This window comes from Vibrio genomosp. F6 (assembly GCF_005146325.1).
In the GTDB taxonomy this organism is placed as follows: Bacteria; Pseudomonadota; Gammaproteobacteria; order Enterobacterales; family Vibrionaceae; genus Vibrio; species Vibrio cortegadensis.
Window position 1 is genome coordinate 20,497 of sequence record NZ_SYUT01000043.1, and the last position, 13,872, is coordinate 34,368.

Annotated in this window: 17 protein-coding genes; 12 read left to right on the forward strand and 5 right to left on the reverse strand. The window is 42.2% G+C overall.

Going from position 1 to position 13,872, the window contains the following annotated elements; translation table 11 throughout:
- Positions 1-60 precede the first annotated feature (60 nt).
- Positions 61-1,047, reverse strand: coding sequence for an alpha/beta fold hydrolase (locus tag FCV43_RS16225; protein ID WP_136995778.1), 987 nt, complete (start codon positions 1,045-1,047; stop codon positions 61-63).
- 76 nt (positions 1,048-1,123) lie between these two features.
- On the opposite strand from FCV43_RS16225, the gene rhtB reads away from it, so the two are divergent.
- From rhtB to arsJ, 6 genes are all read left to right on the forward strand, one after another.
- On the forward strand, positions 1,124-1,741 hold the full coding sequence (gene rhtB, locus FCV43_RS16230) for a homoserine/homoserine lactone efflux protein (RefSeq protein WP_017052873.1): 618 nt from the start codon (positions 1,124-1,126) through the stop codon (positions 1,739-1,741).
- Between the two features lie 38 nt (positions 1,742-1,779).
- A complete protein-coding gene (locus tag FCV43_RS16235) occupies positions 1,780-3,006 on the forward strand; it encodes an EAL and HDOD domain-containing protein (protein WP_017052874.1) in 1,227 nt (408 codons plus the stop codon).
- Between the two features lie 120 nt (positions 3,007-3,126).
- Positions 3,127-3,462 (forward strand): metalloregulator ArsR/SmtB family transcription factor, encoded by a 336-nt coding sequence (locus tag FCV43_RS16240; RefSeq protein ID WP_017052875.1) that lies wholly within the window; start codon positions 3,127-3,129, stop codon positions 3,460-3,462.
- Positions 3,463-3,498: 36 nt separating this feature from the next.
- Positions 3,499-4,500, forward strand: a complete 1,002-nt coding sequence (locus FCV43_RS16245; protein WP_136995779.1) for an ArsJ-associated glyceraldehyde-3-phosphate dehydrogenase — start codon at positions 3,499-3,501, stop codon at positions 4,498-4,500.
- Between the two features lie 12 nt (positions 4,501-4,512).
- On the forward strand, positions 4,513-5,016 hold the full coding sequence (locus tag FCV43_RS16250; RefSeq protein ID WP_136995780.1) for a cyclin-dependent kinase inhibitor 3 family protein: 504 nt from the start codon (positions 4,513-4,515) through the stop codon (positions 5,014-5,016).
- A 124-nt stretch (positions 5,017-5,140) separates the two neighbouring features.
- Positions 5,141-6,364: an organoarsenical effux MFS transporter ArsJ gene (gene arsJ / locus FCV43_RS16255; protein WP_017052878.1), complete on the forward strand. Its 1,224-nt coding sequence runs from the start codon at positions 5,141-5,143 to the stop codon at positions 6,362-6,364.
- Positions 6,365-6,467: 103 nt separating this feature from the next.
- On the opposite strand, the gene FCV43_RS16260 is transcribed toward arsJ, so the two are convergent.
- Complete coding sequence (locus tag FCV43_RS16260) at positions 6,468-7,307, reverse strand: LysR family transcriptional regulator (RefSeq protein ID WP_113798830.1); 840 nt, start codon at positions 7,305-7,307, stop codon at positions 6,468-6,470.
- A 143-nt stretch (positions 7,308-7,450) separates the two neighbouring features.
- Here FCV43_RS16260 and FCV43_RS16265 point away from each other — a divergent pair, with 143 nt between their 5' ends.
- Both FCV43_RS16265 and FCV43_RS16270 read left to right on the forward strand, forming a co-directional pair.
- Positions 7,451-8,170 (forward strand): SDR family oxidoreductase, encoded by a 720-nt coding sequence (locus FCV43_RS16265; protein ID WP_017052880.1) that lies wholly within the window; start codon positions 7,451-7,453, stop codon positions 8,168-8,170.
- 121 nt (positions 8,171-8,291) lie between these two features.
- Positions 8,292-9,305: an acyltransferase gene (locus FCV43_RS16270; RefSeq protein ID WP_136995781.1), complete on the forward strand. Its 1,014-nt coding sequence runs from the start codon at positions 8,292-8,294 to the stop codon at positions 9,303-9,305.
- A 26-nt stretch (positions 9,306-9,331) separates the two neighbouring features.
- On the opposite strand, the gene FCV43_RS16275 is transcribed toward FCV43_RS16270, so the two are convergent.
- Positions 9,332-9,667: a DUF2500 domain-containing protein gene (locus tag FCV43_RS16275; RefSeq protein WP_136995782.1), complete on the reverse strand. Its 336-nt coding sequence runs from the start codon at positions 9,665-9,667 to the stop codon at positions 9,332-9,334.
- A 247-nt stretch (positions 9,668-9,914) separates the two neighbouring features.
- Here FCV43_RS16275 and FCV43_RS16280 point away from each other — a divergent pair, with 247 nt between their 5' ends.
- The 4 genes from FCV43_RS16280 (at position 9,915) to FCV43_RS16300 (ending at position 12,829) form a co-directional block, all read left to right on the forward strand.
- Positions 9,915-10,283: a hypothetical protein gene (locus FCV43_RS16280; RefSeq protein ID WP_017052883.1), complete on the forward strand. Its 369-nt coding sequence runs from the start codon at positions 9,915-9,917 to the stop codon at positions 10,281-10,283.
- Between the two features lie 934 nt (positions 10,284-11,217).
- Positions 11,218-11,838 carry a lysoplasmalogenase gene (locus FCV43_RS16290; protein ID WP_113798836.1) on the forward strand — a complete coding sequence of 207 codons (621 nt, stop codon included), beginning with the start codon at positions 11,218-11,220 and terminating at the stop codon, positions 11,836-11,838.
- 75 nt (positions 11,839-11,913) lie between these two features.
- Positions 11,914-12,147, forward strand: a complete 234-nt coding sequence (locus tag FCV43_RS16295; RefSeq protein WP_017052885.1) for a YecH family metal-binding protein — start codon at positions 11,914-11,916, stop codon at positions 12,145-12,147.
- A gap of 97 nt (positions 12,148-12,244) precedes the next feature.
- Entirely contained in the window at positions 12,245-12,829 is a 585-nt protein-coding gene (locus tag FCV43_RS16300) for a YhgN family NAAT transporter (RefSeq protein WP_017052886.1), read from the forward strand.
- Between the two features lie 75 nt (positions 12,830-12,904).
- Here the strand turns inward: FCV43_RS16300 and FCV43_RS16305 are convergent, their stop codons facing one another.
- The gene (locus FCV43_RS16305; protein WP_017052887.1) at positions 12,905-13,171 is read right to left on the reverse strand and encodes a DUF1145 domain-containing protein; all 267 of its coding nucleotides are present in this window, start codon (positions 13,169-13,171) and stop codon (positions 12,905-12,907) included.
- Complete coding sequence (gene rsmD, locus FCV43_RS16310) at positions 13,168-13,767, reverse strand: 16S rRNA (guanine(966)-N(2))-methyltransferase RsmD (RefSeq protein WP_017052888.1); 600 nt, start codon at positions 13,765-13,767, stop codon at positions 13,168-13,170. The genes FCV43_RS16305 and rsmD overlap by 4 nt, the downstream gene beginning before the upstream one ends.
- Positions 13,768-13,872 lie beyond the last annotated feature (105 nt).

Consider the following 13,872-nt stretch of genomic DNA (forward strand, 5'->3'; position numbering starts at 1 on the left):
CGCCAAATTAAACAGGAAAAAGAGGGTAAAAGTCAGGTGGTTGATTTCCTTATTTCGTCATTAATTGTTTTTAAAAAAATTAAACAGCGCATCTAATGTTTGGTTACGATACCGATCTTGTTCGAACAGTAGCTCATGTTTAGAGCCCGCAACACGGATTATTTGGCTGCAATGATTCGTTTTATTGAGTTTAGTAAAGAAGGCTTCTTGAGCGGTGTTACTGACGATCTGATCATTACCTGCCTGCAATAGAAGCAGAGGAATATGTATTTGTCGGGTTTGCTGAATGCACTGTTTTGCCGCCATCAAGCCTTGCCAAACCCAACGAGTACTTGGGCCTCCAAGTTTTAACTCAGGCTTTTTCTCATAAAGGTCTCGGAACCAGTGGTAGCGAATGGCACTTTGGGTAAGCAAGCTATCTTTAAAAGGCTTGGCATAATAGGCTTTATGGCCGGGAGCGTAATTTGGGGTTGGATGAACTTCGGTAAGCAGTTGGCTTAATCCCATTGCAATTGGGCGTAAGTACCAAGCAACGTTAATGCCGTACATTGGGGCACTTAACGCGATCGCATCAAAGCTATGCTGTGGTGTTGTCTCTAAGTAACGGGTCGCAATGGCACCACCCATAGAGTGAGCTAGTAGATAACGCTTTTGATAGTGGCCGAGTTTAAAATGGTCGACCATAGCAGCGAGATCCATCAGGTAGTCATCAAATTCATCTACGTATCCCATCTGTTTATCGTCAATCAGGCGATCGGATAAGCCTTGACCTCGATGATCAAAAGAGTAGATGTCATAACCCTGTTGGTAAAGGTCATAAAACAGCTCTTGATATTTCCAAGCGGACTCAATACGCCCATTGACTACCACAATGGCTTTAGTATGCGACGCTGAGGTAAGGGAGCACCAGTAGAGTGATTTTTTGTCGCTACTTTTGATATAGCCATCATTACGCTGCTGCCACAGTTCTGCAATCTGATGATTGATTGCTTGCTCAAAATTGCTCTCTTGGGTATAACGAGAATTCACAGAGCTCGAATTGACCATAAAACTACCTATTGTATGGATTGATCTTGAGTGGCGATTAATATTCGCTAGATTAAAGCAGTAGAGAGGAAATGCAATGGATACTCATGTTTGGTTGGCATATGTTGCTACCGCTATTATTTTTAGTTTAGCGCCGGGCTCTGGAACCGTAAATTCGATCAGTAATGGCTTAAGCTACGGCACTCGAAAGTCACTCGCGGCCATCGTTGGGTTACAGTTAGGCATGATTTTCCATATCATTTTAGTTGGAGCTGGCATCGGTGCATTAGTCGCGCAATCGGCATTGGCATTTTCAATCATTAAATGGGTTGGTGTGGTTTACTTGGTGTGGTTGGGTATCCAAAAGTGGCGAGATCGTTCGAGCATGGTTGCGAGAATGGGTGATGATGGTCTCTCAAGCATGACATTAATGCGTAAAGCGATACTGATCAATTTAACCAATCCTAAGTCGATAGTCTTCCTCGTCGCGCTTTTCCCTCAATTTTTAGACCCAGCGAAAGACCAACTTACTCAGCTTTTAATTCTGGGTGCCACTACGGTATTTATTGATGCGGTTGTTATGTTAGGTTACACATCATTAGCGTCACAAATGGGACGATTTATTCGCTCAGATGCCGTGATGGGTAAAATAAATAAAGTCTTTGGTTCAATGTTTATCGGTTGTGGTGCATTATTAGCGGCAGCTAAAGCGTAGCAGATCAAAATAATCAAATAGTTATATTGAGTGGATCGATGAATAACACCTATGTGGCAAGACAGCCTATTTTTAACCGAAAACAGAATACTATCGGGTATGAGCTGTTATTTCGTGACGGTGAAAATAATGCTTACCCAGCCCATATTGATTCAAACCGGGCCACTTATCGGCTGATTGTCGAAAATTTCTTATCGATAGGCGTTAATCCGACGATTCAAAGTTCGCGTTGTTTTATTAATTTCCCTCAAGCTAGCTTATTGCGTGGCTTGCCTCTGACTCTGCCTAAAGAAAGTATTGTGGTAGAAATTCTAGAGACGTGCGAACCGACGGATGAATTGCTTGAGGCGATACGTGAACTTTATCGCCGTGGTTATATTCTGGCTCTTGATGATTTTACCTTTCTTCCTGAATGGGAACGTTTTCTACAGTACGCCCATATCATTAAACTCGATATTATGGCGTTAGGCTTAGACAATGCTTGCCAAATTGTGCGTGAACAGCAGTTAAAAAGGACTAAGTGTCAGTTTCTCGCTGAAAGAGTCGAAACGGAAGCTGAATTTGAAAAAGCAAAAAACTCAGGTTTTAAGTTTTTCCAAGGTTACTTTTTTAGCAAACCTGAAGTGATGAAAACGCAATATGTCGGGCCAGAACAAGCGATTGCAATGGAGCTATTTCAAGAAGTTTGTAAGCCCGGAGTTGACTTTAAACAGGTGGAAAATATTGTCGCTAAAGATGTGGCGTTGTCATATAAATTATTGCGCTTTGTTAATACGATGTCACCGCGCCTTGAAGTCACTATCTCCTCTTTTCGCCAAGCTTTAGTCTATTTAGGGCAAGATAAGCTTAAGATTTTTGTCTCTTTGGCTGTTGCGTCTTATGTTTCTGATAAGAAGCCGAAAGAGCTATACAATATGTCACTGCATCGTGCTCAATTTTGTCAATTGATGTCTCGGTATCGCCCTTTTCAAGATCATCAAGAACAAGCCTTTATGATTGGACTGTTTTCAATGCTTGATGCTCTGCTTGATCTCTCCTTAGACAGTTTGGTTGAACAACTTCCGTTAAGCCATGTTATCAAGGTCGCACTACTCAGACGAGAAGGGCCCTACGGAAGCTTGCTAGCATTGGAAGAGTGTTATGAACATGCTGATTGGAGTGGCATGGAGGAGCACTGTAAAATATTAGGCTTAAATATGGATGATGTGCGCTATGAATTAGTGGCGGCACAGAAATGGAGCCAAGACATGGTCAGTCTTTCTTAATTGCTCGACGCCACCTTATCATTTTTGGATATGAATTTTTGATGACAAGAACGCACTCGCATTGACGGGTGCTTTTTTTTATCTATTATATATGGATATGCGTATATGTGAGATTTAAGTATGTTACCTCATCAATTTTTTAAAATGCTTGCGGATGAAACTCGCATGCGCTGCCTGCTCATTATTGCTCGTGAAGGCAGTTTGTGTGTGTGTGAATTAACGCAAGCTTTAGGTGAAAGCCAGCCGAAAGTATCGCGTCATTTAGCACAGTTACGTCAATCCGGCGTGCTGGTGGATGAGCGAAAAGGGCAGTGGGTGTATTACCAAGTCTCAAGCGATCTTCCTGGTTGGATGAGGAAAGTGATCACCAGCTTGAAGGAGTCAAATTGCTTGCAGCAACAGTATTTAACCGATAGTGAACGATTGAAATCGATGAGCGATCGACCTTGTGTTTAATGGATTGAATTGAGTAAAGATTGAGAGAGAAAGAGTATGACGATTAAGATTGGTATCAATGGATTTGGACGAATTGGTCGCTTGGCTTTAAGAGCGTCATTTGATTGGCCAGAAGTGGAGTTTGTGCAAATAAATGATGTAGCTGGAGATACCGCGACTTTAGCGCATTTGTTGGAATTCGATTCTATTCAAGGCCGTTGGCACCATGCTGTAACGGCTAAAGATTCAAATATTGTTATTAATGGCCATAAGGTTGCGACTTCGCAAGAGAAAGAGATTAATGCCGTTGATTGGTCTGGCTGTGATGTTGTGATTGAAGCGACAGGCGTACATCGCAAAACGGCTTATTTGAACCAGTACCTTGAGCAAGGAGTGAAGCGCGTTGTGGTTTCTGCTCCGGTAAAAGAGGACGGTATTGCCAATATCGTTGTCGGTGTGAATGACCATATTTTTGACCCAGCAGTACATAAGATTGTAACAGCGGCATCTTGTACGACGAATTGCTTGGCTCCTATCGTTAAAGTGATTCATGAAAAGTTAGGCATTGAGCAAGCCGCGTTCACGACGATTCATGATTTGACCAATACTCAAACCATTTTGGATGCGCCTCATAAAGACCTACGCCGTGCTCGTGCATGTGGTATGAGTTTGATCCCAACCACCACAGGGAGTGCTACAGCAATTGTTGAAATATTCCCTGAGCTAAAAGATAAGATCAACGGTCATGCGGTACGTGTACCTTTAGCGAATGCGTCACTGACAGATATTATTTTTGATGTTCAGCGCGATACAACCGCTGAAGAGGTGAATGCGTTACTGAAAGAGGCGTCAGAGAATGAATTAAGCGGCATTCTTGGCTTTGAAGAGCGTCCATTGGTCTCTATTGATTACAAAGGGGATCAACGTTCAACGATTGTGGATGCGCTTTCAACGATGTTGGTCGGTAAGCGCATGGTGAAAATTTATGCTTGGTATGATAACGAAATGGGGTACGCGACTCGTACTGCTGAATTAGTTCGTACTGTTGGTTTGGCATAAGGAGCAAACATCATGACAAATTCTACTGTTCACCCAACGTGGCAACTGGATGTAGAGACGGGAGCCTTAGTGCTCACACCGTGTCCAGGTACTAAAGGGGTCGATCTCGATACTTCTTTAGCCCAGCTTAAAACTCAAGGTGTTGAAGCGATTGTCACTGCACTTGATGACGCTGAACTGGCAAGCAAAGGCGTGAGCGAACTCGGTGAGAAGACCCAGGCTCTAGGCATGCGATGGTTTCAAATTGAAATTGAAGATGACTGTGCGCCAGGGGCTGATTTTGCCGAAAAATGGCAAGCGATAAGCCCGACCCTTCATAAGATTATAAGTAATGGAGGCAAGGTGGCGATGCACTGCATGGGTGGGTCAGGTCGTACAGGGCTATTTGCAGCGCACTTTCTATTAGAGAAAAACTGGGCATTAGAAGAGATTATTCGTGATGTTCAAGCTCTTCGTCCGGGAGCGTTTACCAAATCCGTTCAAGTTGAATACATCAACAGTGTCGCGGCTCAATAATTTTTGATTCGTTAGCGAAAAGAGCTTTAGGATCACCATGTTCCTAAAGCTCTATGAACGACAGCTCTGGAAATAAAAGCTCCATGAACTACCTGAATCATTTTCCTTCGATAGGTATGACGTTATGTTTTCAAGCCTAAGCAAAAGCGTTCGCCAATATATATTGGTCACTTTTAATTATTGGAATTTTACATTAACCGATGGTGCGCTTCGCATGTTGGTGGTGCTCTACTTCCATGATTTAGGTTACGGAACGTTAGCGATCGCGTCTCTGTTCCTTTTCTATGAATTCTTTGGAGTGGTGACGAACCTCATTGGTGGCTGGTTGGGTGCTCGATTAGGGCTAAATCGAACCATGAATGTCGGTTTAGCAATGCAAATTATCGCCTTACTCATGCTCGCGGTGCCAAGTGGGTGGTTGACGATACCATGGGTGATGGCGGCTCAAGCATTATCAGGAATCGCCAAAGATTTAAATAAAATGAGTGCAAAAAGCGCGATCAAGACACTAGTGCCAGATAACCAACAAGGTGCGTTGTATAAATGGATTGCGATTCTCACGGGGTCTAAGAATGCACTTAAAGGTGCGGGTTTTTTCCTAGGTGGGTTGCTGTTATCGATGATTGGCTTTCAAGCCTCGGTTCTGTTGATGGCTTCTGTCCTCGCGGTGGTACTGATTGGCAGTTTATCGTGGTTAGAAAGTGATATGGGCAAAGCGAAAAATAAACCTAAATTTACTCAGATCTTCTCTAAGTCTGAACCGATCAATATTTTGTCCGCCGCGCGAATGTTCTTATTTGGTGCCCGTGACGTATGGTTTGTCGTTGCTCTGCCTGTCTACCTTGGTAGCGTGTTTGGTTGGGATCACTTGTGGGTCGGTGGTTTTCTCGCCACATGGGTTATTGCGTATGGTGTTGTTCAAGGCTTTGCCCCTAAGATCACAGGGAAAGCGCAAGGACGAGTGCCAGATGGTCATGCGGCTCTACGATGGGCAGGGTTACTTGCCATCATTACAGGGCTGATTGCTTATGCTGTACAAATTGGTTGGCAGCCACAATTAGTGATTGTATTGGGGTTGATGATCTTCGGTGCGGTATTCGCGGTCAACTCATCATTACACTCTTACCTTATTGTGAGTTATGCCAAGGGTGATGGCGTATCAATGGATGTCGGTTTTTACTACATGGCGAATGCGATGGGCCGTTTGATTGGTACGATTCTGTCGGGTTGGGTATTCCAAGTGGCGGGGCTGGCAGCGTGTTTGTGGGTCTCGTTTGCTTTTCTATTGGTGACGACACTCATTTCACTCAAACTCCCGACACTTTCGAAAGATAGAGCCATTCAGTAGGGGATCTTATTGGTTGGCATTGAGTGATGAAGAAGCCGCGTATGATTATCCTACGTGGCTTTTTTTCTATTCATCGTAACGAGCACCAATTGGATAATTGAATTTACTCGTTATGCTCTCGACTTAGCGCTTTTAAGATCAGTTGCAGTGCTGGTTGTAAGCTCGTTGTGGCGGGGTAACATAGCCCTAAGCGGCGAAACATTCTTGGTCCATTGAGCGGACGAGTGATCAGTTTTTGAGAGGCTTCTAATACCCCTGTTGGCAGAAATGAAATACCTAACCCAGACTGCACCAAGTGCATGACTTGAGTTTTGTGTTCTGCTTTTGCCACCATATTCAGGGCGAGTCCATCACAAGCCAGTAGTCCTACGGTTTGTTGATGCGCTTGGCAAGGTGGACACTCAATAAAATCGTGCTGGTGGAGTTGATATGGCTCGACACTCTCTTGTTCGGAAAGTGGGTGATCAGGCAACATACAAAGAACGTAGTCCTCATCCCATAGCGGTAGGAATATCTCATCTTCCCCCTGAAATAGATCTAGGGTGATTCTCGCATCGCACTCTGCATCATGATCGACAATCTCTATCAGTAGGTTTGGGATCTGCTGAGTTAATCTTTTGAGCAGTTTTGCCATTTCAAGCTGGCTGATATCAGGGAAATTTGCCAGCTTGATCGGTAAGCATTCGGTTCTTTCTTGGAATAAGCTAGGTAACTTATTTATGTCATTAAGTAAACGAATGGCAAGAGGGTAGAGGTAATGCGCCTCATCAGTGAGGTCGACCCCTTTTTTATGTCGAACAAAGAGCGACGTATTTAACTCTTCCTCTAGCTGTTTTACGGCATTTGAAATGGAGGGTTGAGAGACAAAACAACGTTCAGCCGCTGCCGTGATATTTTTCTCTTCATAAACAGCAACAAAGCTGCGTAACAGGCGTAAGTCCATCCTCATTCCTTTTCTAAAAATTAAACCATAAGTTTAACTTATCATAACTCTAAGAAAACGATATTTATCATTTACTCTTGTTATCCATATAGTAGCGCCATCCACACAAAACGTGTGACTCAAACAAGATAGGAAGAATCAGAATGTCTAAATTAATCGTCGTTACAGGTGCAAGCTCTGGTATTGGTGAAGCAACAGCGAAGCAACTTTCATCTGAAGGTTTTTCATTACTACTTCTTGCTCGTCGCGTTGAAAAACTAGAAGCATTAAACCTACCAAACACACTTTGTCGTCAAGTAGATATCACAGATCTAGAAAGCTTCCGCAGTGCAGTTGCTGAAGCAGAAGAAAAATTCGGCCCAGTTGACGGTTTAGTTAACAACGCTGGCGTAATGCTGCTTGGTAATGCTGATGTTCAAGATCCAGCAGAATGGAAGCAAATGTTTGACGTAAACGTACTTGGTCTTCTAAACGGTATTCACTTAGTTCTAGAGAAAATGAAAGCGCGTAAAACAGGTACGGTTATCAACATCAGTTCTGTTGCAGGTCGTAAAACATTCCCAAGCCATGCGGCTTACTGTGGTACTAAATTTGCGGTTCATGCGATTACTGAAAACATCCGCGAAGAAGTGGCAGATGATAGCGTACGCATGATCACGATTGCACCAGGTGCGGTAGAGACAGATCTTCTTAGCCACACAACTAACGAAGATATTATTTCTGGTTACCAAGAGTGGAAAGAAGGCATGGGTGGTGCAATTGCTCCTCAAGATATCGCTAATGCCATCAGCTACGCTTACAACCAACCACAAAATGTCTGTGTACGTGAAATCGTGATTGCTGCGACTCGTCAACCTGCATAATTTTTTGCAACCGACATAAGCTTTTACTTATCGCTGACCTTGTGTATTCACAGGTCAGCTTTTTTGTTGTTATAGTTTGATGACGCCACTTATTCGGCTCGACTACAGGTCATCAATTTATATGAGACAAAGAGTTCAATTTTTCGATTTATTGCGATGTGTGGCAGCGATTGCCGTTATTGCCATTCATGTACTCGCCCCTTACCGTTCTGAGTTAGGTTCGATTCCATTCGACCAGTGGTTAACGGCGGTGAGCATTAATAGTGTGAGTCGTTGGGCTGTCCCAGTGTTTATTCTTATCACTGGTGCATTAATGCTGAGTGATACACGCCCTTTTGATGCGAAGTATTATGTCAAAAGACGCTTAGGAAAAGTGCTGCTTCCTTTTATTATTTGGTCTCTTTTCTACACTTATCTTTCAGGCTGGTCGGCTGCAGGGTTTGATGGTGCGGTGAGTTGGGATGTACTGCTTAATAGTTACCACCATTACACTTACTACCATTTAGGCTTTTTTTACTACTTTATTCCACTCTATTTCGTGATCCCATTCCTGCAGATCTTCGTCAGGAAAACAGACGACTCCGCCATATATGCGTATACCGCAATATGGTTACTGACCACCACGCTATTTCTATTTAAAATTGATGGCCCTTGGAGTCACCAGTTATGGCTGTATAGTGGGTACTTACCATTGGGGTATCTGCTGTTTAAAAAAGTGCCGTTAAATAAAATGACCCTCTTCCTGTCGGTAACGTTAGGGGTCATTGCTTTGGCTGCAACGATTGCAATGGTGGTTTCAGGAAGTGTCACTGCTGAAAAATATACAGTAGGGCGCTGGTTATCTTACAAAACGCTGAATACGGTTTTAGCGGCGAGCATGGTGTTTGTGGTGTGTCGTTATTATGGTGAAAGGCTATCTCACCGTAGTCATCAAGTGGTGAGTTTCATTAGCCAACATAGTTTAGGGATTTATATTCTTCATCCGATTTTTTTATGGCCGATGAAAGCGTTTAACTGGCATCAAGGCCATCCTGCTTGGGTTATCCCTCTGTGGGTCATCATTGGAGGCGCTGGTGCCTTAGGGTTAAGTTGGTTGTTGTCTCGTTCAGCCAAAACGCGCTGGTTATTACCATAGATAGCGAGTGCGATTAATAAAGGTGCTTAGCTTTCTCTCTGTTTCGCAAAATGTAGAAAGCGAGTTCCTTGGTATGTCATCACTCCTTTATCCCCTGGTTGAAGTGCATGGAAGTAGTGAATGCCAACTTGAAATTCTCGTTTTAATCCCATGCGGCCTCGCTGTACATAAATCCAATACTCTTGGTCATCTTCTCCTGGCTGAGCGTCTTCTATCTGAATGGATTGCTTATCAAGAATCGTTACATTCGCAGTTTGTTCTGGTGCATTCTCACCTTGAATATGTTGTTGGTAGAATCGACTGAACCCCCAACCTGCGAGGATAGCTAAAGTAATAAGAGAGAGTAAAAGTGAGACTGGCATGGTGATGACCCCTATTGTAATAAGTCTATATTCTATATGGAGAAGTGCTCTGAAAGTCGGACTTTGATATTTATCTGCGATTTTACTTAGACATGGGGAGTTATTTTTCGGCTCACTTCACAATCTTTGGTGTGGTATATGCATCGTATTTACTCAAATTTACGCTTAAGTGCTCGAAAATGTGTTCTATTTATAGAAGAATGGAAAGTAGCTCGACTAGAATTATGATGAGTTAAGGAGAACTGCGATGTCTGATATTGAGAAAGTCGTCACGCGCACTCGAAAGATCGAGAAGCTGTTGAGAGTTCAATACCATGCCGACGGAAAGGGCTTGCATCAACTGATTACCAGTAGTGAAGAGAGATTACCTCACGACGTTATCGGTAAGTTGAGATATATCGCGACGATTCGTAATAAGATTGTTCACGAGGATAATTATAAGCTTGATGACCGAAAACAGTTTTTATCGGTGTGTGATGAATGTGAAAGAGAGTTAACCCCTAGAAGTAGCCGATTCATTTGGCGAGTTGTGGTGTTATTGATGGGGCTGATCACTTTTGCAGCATTGGGTGTTTATTACTTACACTGGGATGAATTAATGAATCATCTTTCATAATAATGAGAATAAAACAAAAAAGGGACGCAATCGCGTCCCTTTTTGTATTTTTGATAGTACTGATTAGTACATCATTGGCAGTGTCATTAGGCCAACAACTACTGCGATCATTACAAGCCCTTGTTTTTGCGACGAAGAAATCATAACACTGCTCCTTTGTTTGGTGGATGTTCTCTATGTCTTTAACAATATCATTACTTTGGTGGTTTGATCAACTAATTTGTTGTCAAGCTTTCGTAAATATACATTATCTACCCAGTAATCTTGTTTATATCCTTACTTTTTTTGTATTTTTGATGTGTTTTTTATTTGTGCGTTAAGTCTAAAAAACATACGCGAACGGTTTTAACCTATTGTTTTTGTTGGTGGTATTTAGTGTTTTTATTGTGTTAATAGATGTAAAGTTTGCTTAATTGCGCTTTCCTTGTCTGAATCTTGTTTTGGTCGGTAAATGATACTTTTGATTATTCCTGTTGGCTCTGTTTGTAAGGTGAGTGTCAAAAAAAAGATGCAATGACAATAAAGCGTCATCAATTCCATTGTTTTGTTGGCTCTGGATAGGTTGTGTAGTCTGTCTCTGTGTAAGTTGTTATTTTTGTTTTAACTGTATGAAATTAGTAATTATTTGTTGGGTATTTCTGGTTTTTTTTAGGGTTTGAAAGGACAAAAGTAGGCATGACCATGCTCGCAGGTGGAGGTTACTAGAGAGTAAGCGCTGTAATCGTTTGCTTTTGATGTTTTACTTTAATTTTTGAGCCGGAGAGGCCGCCATAAAAGGCTTGAGCGTTGTGAGGAATACGCGGCGAGATTATTTATAAACTCGTAATGCCAATAAATACTTATTCACAATCAAGATCCAACTTTTTCTCTATATCGCTTTACATCAAATCATAGCTCCCTAGACTGACGGCGATGAATCATCAGAGGTAATGATATGTGGAGTTGGCTAGCTGTTAGCCTATCAGGCTATATTTGTATTTCGGCCGCTAATCGAGGCGAGCGAACTCACTCTTTAGCAGCGAAAGTATTTACGCTGTTGTTACTGATTTTGATTGTTTTGACCGAAGTTCAGACTCAAAGCACTGCGTTCTGGATGGTTTCGGGTTTAGCGCTCTTCATGTTCTCAGATGTGTTGCACGTACTGACAGAAAAAAGAGTCTTACCTTTTATTGGCTTTCTGATTGCACAAATATGCTATAGCAAACTATTTTGGTTGCAGCTTTCTGGCGATATTGTGTGGTGGTTACCTGCATTGTTGTTGGCGACCAGTATCGTGGCGTTTCTGTTGCTTCTTCCCCAGCTTGATAGTTTTCTATTTCCAGCCACAATTATGGGGATTGTCTTAATACAGTTAAGCTGGGCGAGTGGAGAGTTGTGGTTACTAGAACCCACGCTAGGGCATAGCCTTGGGTTTATTGGCTGTTTTATTCTTATTTTTTCGGGGTTAATGTTTGTTATTAACAGTTATCGAAAGCCGATAAGAGGTGCGAACTACTGGATATCAGGTAGTTATTTTCTTGCTCATGCGCTTATTGTGTCTTCTATCATTTTCTAAAATTAAACTGTGATAAATCAAAACAGAGCATTGATAATTCGCTATGCTGTGTGCCTCAAAATAGGAGTGAATAAAATGACTGAAGTTCATGGCCATAATGTGCTGAATTTATTAAACGAAACCCCAATGTCTAAAGAAGACCTACATGCACATGTTGCCGCTGAACATGGTCAAGATACTCGCTTTTGTACTTGTCAGCACAGCGATCTTACATTAGATGATCTGCTTGAGTTCCTATTATCAAAAGGAAAACTGGTGGAAGTGGATGGAAAACTGGCAACAAATACAGAGCGTGTTTGTCATCACTAATACGTTTCCATTCTAAATAGTATTCCCGCTTTTAGCATCGAAAAGCCAGAATTAGGCTGTTATACTGCGCCAATTCTGGCTTTGTGAGACTATCTTCATGGAAATCTTATCTGCTGCAACCATGTTGTTCCTTATTATGGATCCACTTGGTAACTTGCCTATCGTTTTATCGATCCTAAAACACTTAGATCCAAAGCGTAGAAGAATGGTTTTAATTAGAGAGCTGTTCTTTGCTCTAATTATTCTCATGGTCTTTCTATTTGCAGGTCAGGGGATCTTGAGTTTCCTTCACGTCCAGCCTGAAACATTAAGTATTTCTGGTGGTATCATTCTATTTATCATTGCGATTAAGATGATATTCCCGCAAGCAGGAAGCATTACTGGTTTGGCGGCTGGTGATGAACCTTTCATCGTACCAATGGCCATTCCCATGATTGCAGGGCCATCGGTTCTTGCATCTTTGCTTCTGCTTTCAAGTAAAGAGCCCGATAGACTTTTTGACTGGTCTATCGCTGTGTTACTCGCTTGGGGGGCTACTTTCTTTATTTTGATGTTCTATAACTTCTTCCATAAATTACTTGGTGAGAAGGGACTGAAAGCCATTGAGCGACTCATGGGGCTCATGCTAGTGATGATTTCAACTCAAATGTTCCTCGATGGTGTGAAGCTTTACCTAGGCTAGACTACGAATAGAGTGTATTGAATAAAAAAACGGAGCTCGATAATGAGCTCCGTTTTTATTTGGTACGATGAAAGATCACATCATATGTTTACGACGTATATCCAGCAGAGCGAAAATACCAAAGAAAAGAATCGACCATCGTTCCCAGCGACTCATTTTGACTTTATCGCCGAAAGCTCCAATGAAGATAAGCATTTGCAAGCCATGCATAATGAACAGAAAGGCCGTCATGATATATAGAGCAATGGCTGCTTTGCCTGGGAAAGGCTGAAAAATATTAAACAGCAATACAAACCACACAAAAGCAATAGACGCTTTCGCTAATAAAATTAGAATTTTCATTCAGTTACCCTTTCAAATAATCGATAGCAAACTTGGCCTGCGGTTTTCTCGCGGTGTAAGTTCCAATGCTGAGGTATCCCCTCTAACAGCAGCTCTTTTTCTGTCTCAATATAGATCATCGCGCCATCACTGAGCCAACCATTTTGCTCTAAAAGTGTAACGGTTTCTGTCAGTAAGCCTTTATGAAAGGGAGGATCAATAAAAACCACATCATAAGGGGTACCTGATTGGCCTAAAAAAGCTAAAGCATCGGTTTTTACTGCCGTTATGTTATTGGCTTTCAACGCGGTGATGTTAGTCTTAATCTGTTGGAAAGCCGCAGGGTTTAACTCCAATAAGGTCACTTTGTCTGCTTGACGAGAGGCGGCTTCAAAACCTAGCCCTCCTGAACCAGAAAAAACATCCAAGCAGTTAGCATGTGGGATATCTTGTGCTAACCAATTAAATACCGTTTCTTTCACACGATCGGTCGTTGGTCGTAGACCTTCAGCATCATGGACAGGAAGTTTTCTGCCTCTCCATAAGCCACTAATGATGCGCACAAAGCCAGTTGAAGGCTTTTTTTGTGATGTGTTTTGCTGACGACGTCTTACCATAGATTTTTTGACCGCTAATAAAGTGATACTATACCGAGCCCCATGACATTGGAGTGGGTGTTAAACAAATTTGTAATGGTGAAGTGTAGCAAGCTAAATGAAAAA